Source organism: Actinocrinis sp. (assembly GCF_035938995.1).
GTDB lineage: Bacteria > Actinomycetota > Actinomycetes > Streptomycetales > Catenulisporaceae > DASZGI01.
This window is the reverse complement of sequence record NZ_DASZGI010000086.1, coordinates 1-7,547: the sequence shown is the minus strand read 5'-3', so window position 1 is coordinate 7,547 and position 7,547 is coordinate 1. Positions and strand designations below refer to the sequence as shown.

The 7,547-nt window shown below is 68.5% G+C and carries 8 protein-coding genes; 4 read left to right on the top strand and 4 right to left on the bottom strand.

Features of this window, described 5'->3' with window-relative positions:
* Positions 1–304 precede the first annotated feature (304 nt).
* Positions 305–796 carry a cupin domain-containing protein gene (locus VGZ32_RS05575; RefSeq protein ID WP_326884736.1) on the top strand — a complete coding sequence of 164 codons (492 nt, stop codon included), beginning with the start codon at positions 305–307 and terminating at the stop codon, positions 794–796.
* Between the two features lie 103 nt (positions 797–899).
* On the opposite strand, the gene VGZ32_RS05570 is transcribed toward VGZ32_RS05575, so the two are convergent.
* Both VGZ32_RS05570 and VGZ32_RS05565 read right to left on the bottom strand, forming a co-directional pair.
* The gene (locus tag VGZ32_RS05570; protein ID WP_326884737.1) at positions 900–1,238 is read right to left on the bottom strand and encodes a GNAT family N-acetyltransferase; all 339 of its coding nucleotides are present in this window, start codon (positions 1,236–1,238) and stop codon (positions 900–902) included.
* Between the two features lie 540 nt (positions 1,239–1,778).
* A complete protein-coding gene (locus VGZ32_RS05565) occupies positions 1,779–2,405 on the bottom strand; it encodes a TetR/AcrR family transcriptional regulator (protein WP_326884735.1) in 627 nt (208 codons plus the stop codon).
* Between the two features lie 113 nt (positions 2,406–2,518).
* Here VGZ32_RS05565 and VGZ32_RS05560 point away from each other — a divergent pair, with 113 nt between their 5' ends.
* Together VGZ32_RS05560 and VGZ32_RS05555 are read left to right on the top strand one after the other, a co-directional pair.
* Positions 2,519–3,727, top strand: coding sequence for an FAD-dependent oxidoreductase (locus tag VGZ32_RS05560; protein WP_326884734.1), 1,209 nt, complete (start codon positions 2,519–2,521; stop codon positions 3,725–3,727).
* 584 nt (positions 3,728–4,311) lie between these two features.
* Positions 4,312–4,503, top strand: coding sequence for a hypothetical protein (locus tag VGZ32_RS05555; protein ID WP_326884733.1), 192 nt, complete (start codon positions 4,312–4,314; stop codon positions 4,501–4,503).
* 210 nt (positions 4,504–4,713) lie between these two features.
* Here the strand turns inward: VGZ32_RS05555 and VGZ32_RS05550 are convergent, their stop codons facing one another.
* On the bottom strand, positions 4,714–5,286 hold the full coding sequence (locus VGZ32_RS05550; RefSeq protein ID WP_326884732.1) for a dihydrofolate reductase family protein: 573 nt from the start codon (positions 5,284–5,286) through the stop codon (positions 4,714–4,716).
* A 91-nt stretch (positions 5,287–5,377) separates the two neighbouring features.
* Complete coding sequence (locus VGZ32_RS05545; protein WP_326884731.1) at positions 5,378–5,878, bottom strand: MarR family winged helix-turn-helix transcriptional regulator; 501 nt, start codon at positions 5,876–5,878, stop codon at positions 5,378–5,380.
* Between the two features lie 69 nt (positions 5,879–5,947).
* Here VGZ32_RS05545 and VGZ32_RS05540 point away from each other — a divergent pair, with 69 nt between their 5' ends.
* Entirely contained in the window at positions 5,948–6,847 is a 900-nt protein-coding gene (locus VGZ32_RS05540) for an alpha/beta hydrolase (RefSeq protein ID WP_326884730.1), read from the top strand.
* The last annotated feature ends 700 nt before the right edge of the window (positions 6,848–7,547 follow it).

Here is a 7,547-nt window from a genome sequence, read left to right as displayed (position 1 = left end):
TTGTCCGTTCCAGATCGCCTGGATCGTCATCGTCGGCTCCTTGAGCGTGAGGTTGAACGGCTTTCACTCACACAACTCGATGGGTGGACCGTTTCCTTCCCTGGCTTCTCCGGCTCAGGTCGAGGTGCTTTTCGACCCGCCCGACCCGTTTCTTGCCAGGCCGTTCGCATGAACCAGGAGCGCGGACCACATCATCGGCTCGATCGGCCACTCCAGCCCGGGAATCTCCAGCTCACTAGGATCACGACATCCGCGATCCCGCGATCCCGCGATCCTTGTAGCTTGCGCTTAAGGAGCCAAGACGATGTCGTACCCGGCAGAGCCGTCGTACCCCGCGGACCGCTACCACGGCGACACCGGAGAGGTCAGCGCCACCTTCCGCCCGGTCTCGGCCCCCGCCGCGATCACCTACAAGTCCGGCGGCCAATGCCACTACCTGGCCACCACCGCGTCGACCGGCGGCGAGTTCGGCCTCTACCGCTGGGACTTCTCGGCGGCGCAGGCCGGTCCGGACACCCACTTCCACAAGTCGATCTCCGAGTCGTTCTTCATCCTGCACGGCACGGTGAAGCTGTTCAACGGCGAGACGTGGATCGAGGCGCGCCAGGGCGACTTCCTCTACGTGCCGGCCGGCGGACTGCACGCGTTCAAGAACGAGTCCGGCCAGCAGGCGTCGATGCTGCTGCTGTTCGCCCCCGGCGCGCCGCGCGAGGGTTACTTCGAGGGGCTGCTCAAGGGCATCGCCGACGATCAGCGCGCCGCGTTCATGCTCAAGCACGACACCTACTGGGTCTGATCGCCGGGCAGGCGCGTCTGTTCCGACGACAGGTCGACCGATTCGCATCACCCCGGCGGGCACACTGCAGCATGCGTGTGGCGACGAATGTCCGTACCGGTCACTAGAGCCGCTTCACCATCCGAATCTCGGCCAAGCCAGGAGCGTGTGGATCGCCCGCCGGATCCGCGTCGCACGGAAGGCGGATGCCGCTGTCAGCGAAACCGAGGCGCTGGTAGAACGCGATCGCCCGGGTGTTCTCGTTGCGTACGTCCAGCACTACCCAGACCGCACCGAACTCAGTGCGTGCCCAGTCGCAACTCTTTTGCACCAGCCGAGCCGCCGCCCCCGCATTCCCGCCGCCGCGGTTCGCCGGCTGAACGAACACGCTCATGATCTGCGCCACCGGTAGCACGTCTACCTGTTCGGCAGCGGTTCCTCGGCGCTCGACTCCTCGAACCAGTCCCAGCCGGGCGGTCCTGATCCACCAACCATCACGCGCCTGGCGCTATCAGGACCCGACTTCCCGGCCGGGCGCCCTTGGCTGCGCGGGCCTGCCAGTCGCCATCAGACAGCGCCAACGCCTCGCTCGTTAAGCCCGCGCACCTGATCCCCGAGGTGACGGTGACCGCCATCGCGGCGCGGGATCCGCAGCGGGCACGGCGCTTCTCAACGAAGCACGCAATCCCGCTTGTCCACCAGTCCTATGCCCTGATCCCGAGCCCCGACGACGTAGCGCCAAACCCCCCAAGCCGCCATCGCACACCCGGCCAGACCAGCCGTGGCACCCACGTGCACCCACCCTGTTGGGCTCGTTTTCACGAATTGGGTCGTTGGCCTGGGCGGTTGCCGTTGCGGCTGGCAGCATGGCGGGATGCTGATCTCGCGGCCGTGATCCTCAAGCGGTGGATGAGGCCCGACGACCCCAGGCCCCGAGTTGGCTCAATTGGTGCGCGGTAGCTCGGCGCGCAGGTCACTGGTTCGGCAGTACTGGGGTTGTCAGTCATGGTCTTTCCGGGGGAGAGCCGTTCCAGGCCAGCCCGGGCATGGTTGCCAGCACGCCCGCGACCAGGCAGCGGGCCAGGGCACGGGTGGCGTCCGGCGTGACGGCCTCCGGTGGGCCGGCGGCCAGCGTCAGTAGCACCCCGCTGAACAGGGTGATCAGCGCCTGCACCTGCGCCGGGGAGGTGTGCAGGCCGAGCATGCGGTGCTGGCCGATGGTGACGTCCAGGGTCGCGGCGGCCATCCCCGACAGTGCCTCCGCGAGCGCGGGGCGGCGCGTCGCTTCCAGGGTCAGCTCGTAGATGGCTAGGTATCGGGTGCGGTGGCGTGCCGCGCAGTCGTACAGTGCCGCGCCGATCAGTTCCGCGAGGCCGTCGGGGTCCACCGGCCCGGCCACCTGGCTATCGGCGGAATCCATCGCCTCTATGTGCAGGCCGAACACTCGGTGCGCGGCCGCTGCCAGCAACTCGTCCCTGGTCGGGAAATAGTTGGCGGCGGTGCCGGCGGGCAGCTCGGCCCGCTCGTCTACGGCGCGGTGGCTCAGGGAGTGGATTCCGGAGGCGCCGAGGACCGCGATCGCGGCATCCGCGAGGGCCTGCCGGCGGCGCTCGTTTCGAGGCGGGGCCATGCCTCGACACAATATCATTATGGGGATAGTATTATTACCGTTGTCATATTGAGCTTCTGGAGAGCGGCCGTATCTGCCGACAGCGGCTCAGCGGAGGACGGGGAGGTGGGCAGATGACTGGCCGTCAGACGGCGGTGGTGGCCGGGGGCGGGATCGCGGGGCTTGCCGCAGCGGTCGCGCTGACGCAGGTGGGCTGGCAGGTCACGGTACTGGAGCGGGCGCCAGCCTTCGAAGAGGTGGGCGCAGGCCTGGGCTTCACAGGTAACGGGATGGCCGCCCTGCATGCCCTGGGTTTGGAGGAGGCGGTCCGAACGGCCGGCCACCTGGCCCCGCATGCCGGCTATCAGGACCGCAGTGGCCGCTGGCTGCTGCGGATCCCCGAGCGCCGGCCTGATACGCAGGCGACCACGACGGTCTGCGGCATTCACCGCCGGCGGCTGCACGCCACGCTGCGGCAGGCCGCCGAGGCTGCGGGCGCCGAACTGGTCACCGGTGCCGAGGTCACCGCCGTCCTGCCCGGAACCCCTGGCGGCGAGCCTGCGGCCGCCATGTGGCAGACCAGCACCGGCGAGCACACCGGCGAGGCCGGCCTGGTGGTGGCCGCCGACGGCGTGCGGAGCACGGTGCGGACCCAGTTGTTTCCCGATGCCCGCCCGCGGTACGCGGGCAGCACGAGCTGGCGTGCGGTCATCAGCGACACGTCCTTCGCGGGCCGCCTGGTGGAGGTATGGGGGCCAGGCACCGAGTTCGGCGCGCTGCGGGTCAGTGACGGCGAGGTCTACTGGTACGGGGAGTTCGTCCACCCCGAGGGGGCATCCTTCGCCGACGAGCTGGCCTCGGCCCGCGCACACTTCTCCGGGTGGGCGCCCTGGATCCGGGGCATCGTGGCTGCCACCCCCGCCAGCCAGCTGATGCGTCATGACGTGTACCACCTGCCGGGCGGCTGCCCACGCTACGTGCGCGGCCGGGTGGTCATCATCGGCGACGCGGCACACGCCATGCTGCCCACCATCGGGCAAGGAGCGGCCACCGCCCTAGAGGACGGCGTGTGCGTGGGCCGCATGATCGCAGCACCGGTCAGCGGTGGCGGCGACCTGGCCGCCGCGCTAGCCGCCTTCGACCAGGCCCGCCGACCACGCTGCCGGCAACTCGCCCGCCAGGCCAGCATGCTCGCCCGGTTCGGCTTCGAACTCGGTGACGGGTGGCGCCAGTCGGCTCGCAACGCCCTCCTACGGCGTGTCCCCGCCGGTCCCGCGCTCAAGGCAGGCGCTAGCATCACGCGCTGGACACCCCCGATAGCGGGCGCGACGCTCCTGATCTAGAGGCCAGGCCCAGCTCCAACCCGGGCTGATGCCTTTCTCGGTTGGTGATACGAAGGCGCTGCAGTGCATTGTGGGATGCACGGCCAGGTGGCGGGTGGCCTGGTGTTGTTTACCCGGCCCGGGATTTGAACAGGCTGATGGCGGTGTTCTGAGGGTGGCGATCACCTGGGGCAGCGCGCCGCGGATCCCGCTGAGCGGGAGGTAAATCGGGTTGCTGTCGTGTGTGCTCACCGGTGTACTACCTGTCACCCTCACGAGGTTGTGGGTGGGGGAGGAGTCGTATGGCAGTGGGCACGGACGAGGTTGTCGCGCGGGTGCGTGCGAGTTGCGAGGCCTTCGATGGCGAGTGGGATTGGCTGCGCAAGGACGTGGCCGGGCGGGTGTCCTTCGAGATCCTGTAGGGCTCGTTTACAGGATCGGCGTCGGTTGGGCCATGAGCCACGCGCCTTCGCTGCTGGTTGGCCATGATCGAGGCATGATTCTCTCGGCTGTCTACCGGACCACCCGTCGTCTTCTTGATGCGCCGGCCGTGGCTGTGCGTCATGATGCGTCCAAGGACGCTGAATTGCTCGTACCGGGCGCAGGTGGCGCTCGCCAAGGATAAGGATGCGGTCGAACAGTTCCCGGCGCAGGGTGCCGATCATCCGCTCGCAGATCGCGTTCGCCCGGGGTGCCTGCGGCGGACTCTTGAGCACCTGGATGCCGGCGTCGGCGAGCGCGGCGTCGAAGGCGTCGGTGAACTGGCCGCCCTGATCGCGGATCATGAACTTGAATGAGTGAGCGCGTTTCCCGAACTCCATCAGCAGGTTGCGGGCGGCCTGCGTGGTCCGGGCGCCGTCGGGGTTCGCGCTGATCCCGAGCAGGTGAACTCGGCGCGAGCCGTGCTCGACCAGAATCAATGCGTAAATGCGCTTGAGTGGAACCGTATCGACGTGGACGAAGTCGGTGGCGAGGATGCCATGAGCCGCGGGCGTGACGTCACGCCATCAGCCCCGGCCGGGGCGAACGTAGGTCAGGTTGACTACGCCGGAGTCGAGCGTACGGGCGCTGGCCAACTCGAGGGTGGCGCTACCTCCGGATTGAGGGAACAGCCGCGTGCCGTGCCCCAAGATGATCGGGTGCACCGCGACGCGGTACTCGTCGATCAAATCGTGCCGCATCAGCGTCTGGACGAGGGTGGCGCTACCGTAGACCTCGATGTCGCCGCCGGATTCCTGCTTGAGGGTGGCGACAGCCGTGCCCACGTCGCCAGCGATCACAGTGGCGTTCCACTCGAGCGGTCCCGTCAGGGTCGTGGAGGCAACCAGCTTGCGGATCTCGTTCATTCGCTGGAGATAGGCGCCGTCCTTGATTCCGCCCCACGCCTGGTTCAGCAGTTCGTAGGTGCGTCGGCCGATCAGGAAGTAGTCGCTGGCCTGCAGGTGACGCAGCGCCTGCGCTTGCGCGTAGTCGGTGAAGTACGTGTTCGCCCACCCGCCGTACTCGGTCTCGCCGAAGCCGCCGGGATCCTGGATGATCCCGTCGAGCGAGACCAGTGTCGAAACGCTGAGCTTGCGCATGATGATCCTTTGCTGTCGTGCCGGTCACGGCCGGCGTGGGTGATACCAGTGGCGTGCGGTGGGTCTTGGAACTCAACCGTGTTGGCCTGATTCAGGCTGGCGGCAGTGTCTGCGCGATGGCGCGTAGGACTCGTTCGTAGGCGTCGAGGTCGGTTTCGTCGAATTCGTCCATGGTGTTGAGGACCCGTGTGATGAGTGGGCCGAAGAAGTGCCAGCCGAGGGTCTTGGCCTCCTGGCTGACGATGAGTAGTACCCGGCGGCGGTCGCGTGGGTCGCGTTCGCGGGCGAGGAAGCCGAGTGCTTCGAGTCGGTCGATCACAGCGGTTGTGGCTGGGGAGTTCAGGTGTAGCCGGGTGCCGAGGCGTCCAGGGGTCATCGACTCGCTGGCGCGTTCGGCGTCGAGCAGTGCGATCAGGGCGCGCAGGTCGGTCGGGTGCAGGCCCTGCTCGGTGGCGAAGGCGGCAGCCTGCAGGTCCAGGTCGACGGCGACTGACCGAAGCAGGTGCACCAGGCCCATCCGCGGGTGCGAAGCGGTCTCCCCGCCTGGGGGCGCGGTATCCGTCTTCTTGCTGCCGCGTGCGTTGCGTGGCATCCGCCGCCCCCCTATTCTCTCGATGAGTGAGTAACTCGCTCATCGAGAATACCTGTGAACGGGGCCATCATGCACGCACGAACCCACTCCCAGCCCGAGTCCCCATCGCCCGCATCCACTGACGAGTCCCACGATGCTTTCGAAGCGGCCTACGACACGCTGATCGCGCGGTGGGGTGTGCCGGTCGAGGCCATCGACGTGCCCTCCCGGTTCGGCGCGACGCGGGTCAACGCCTGCGGCCCGCGCGACGCGCCGCCGTTGGTGCTTTTGCACGGAGGCCGCGCCAACTCAGCCTCCTGGTACGCGAACGCGGCCGTGCTCGCCCGCACCCGGCGCGTGTACGCCCCGGACACGATCGGCGACCCCGGCCGCAGCCGTAACACCGGCCAGCCGGTGCGCGCTCGGCAGGACCTGCTGGACTGGCTCGCCCACCTACTCGCCGCCCTCGAGATCCAGCACACCGACCTGTGCGGCCACTCCTTCGGCGCCTGGCTGGCCCTGGCCCACACCCTGCGCGCGCCGCGCGGCAGCATCGCCCGCCTCGCCCTGCTCGACCCCACCCAGTGCTTCGCCGGTTTCGCCCCGGCCTGTTTGTGGCACGCGCTGCCCGGCATGCTGCGCCCGGCCCGGGGTAACGAGGCCTACTTGCGCTGGGAAACCGGCGGAGCCGACCTCGACCCGGACTGGCTCGCGCTGCACAGGCTCAGCGCCGCAGTCCCGACCGGGAAGATCATCGCCGGGCGGCGGCCGAAACCACGGGCCCTGCGCGCGTTGGATGTTCCGGTACTCGTCTTGCCGGCCGAGCTCAGCCGGGTGCACAACATCGACACCGTCGCCGAGCGCGCGAGCAGAACCCTGCCACACGCCGTCGTCGACACGCTTCCCGGCGTCTCCCACCACATGATCCCGTTCACACGGCCGGAGACGCTGAACAAGAAGCTCACTGAGTTCTTTACGAGCGCCGTGTGACGCCTACGCTCGCTGATCGAAGTTGGCTGGCGCTTGGGTCGCCAGCGCGTATCCCGTGCCAAGGCTCGCTCCGGCCGGCGCCGGTATGGACGAGCCAGTTCGCGACGGAACGATCAGCCTGTTCGAAGTCCTAGGGCGGGACGGTCGGTCAGGCCGGCGCGGACGGCCAGGACGACGAGTTGGGCGCGGGAGCGCCTTGCGTAGGCATATGGTGTTCGCTGCTTGGTTCATGGTGCCTTCGATGCTGGCACGGCGCTGGTAGTCGGCGCGCCAGTGCCTCGACCAGTGCCCGCACGGCCTCGCCGGCCAGCTCCATCGTGTTCAGGTCGCGCACCGCGGCGATCACGTGCGTGGAGTCCGTGCGCTGTTTGCCCCGCGCTTGACCAGCCCCAGTTCTCGGCAGCGTTCCAAGAGCCGGTCGAAGGCGAGCCGGGCCAGGTAGCTGCCGACGAGCCGAGCCCGGAACTCCGCCAGAACGCCGTTAACGGCTGCTGCGGCACGGCGCACACCGTCAGCAGATGACCAGGGCGCAGTGCATCAGTGAGCCGCCGTCCGCACATCACGCATGTCGCACCTGCGGCCCGGCATGTCTTGGCCACTGTCGCCGTGACGCTTCCAGCCAGCTACCGCCTGCCCCCGGAGGGGGGTGAACCTGCAGCGCTTCTGTCACGCTGGAGCGCGCGCGGTGAGGGCGCGGATG

What these genes read in the sequence shown, in the direction of transcription:
- VGZ32_RS05575 (WP_326884736.1), top strand. Translation starts at nt 305, where the DNA reads ATGTCGTACCCGGCAGAGCCGTCGTACCCCGCGGACCGCTACCACGGC.
- VGZ32_RS05565 (WP_326884735.1), bottom strand. Translation starts at nt 2,405, where the DNA reads ATGGCCCCGCCTCGAAACGAGCGCCGCCGGCAGGCCCTCGCGGATGCC.
- VGZ32_RS05560 (WP_326884734.1), top strand. Translation starts at nt 2,519, where the DNA reads ATGACTGGCCGTCAGACGGCGGTGGTGGCCGGGGGCGGGATCGCGGGG.
- VGZ32_RS05550 (WP_326884732.1), bottom strand. Translation starts at nt 5,286, where the DNA reads ATGCGCAAGCTCAGCGTTTCGACACTGGTCTCGCTCGACGGGATCATC.
- VGZ32_RS05545 (WP_326884731.1), bottom strand. Translation starts at nt 5,878, where the DNA reads ATGCCACGCAACGCACGCGGCAGCAAGAAGACGGATACCGCGCCCCCA.
- VGZ32_RS05540 (WP_326884730.1), top strand. Translation starts at nt 5,948, where the DNA reads ATGCACGCACGAACCCACTCCCAGCCCGAGTCCCCATCGCCCGCATCC.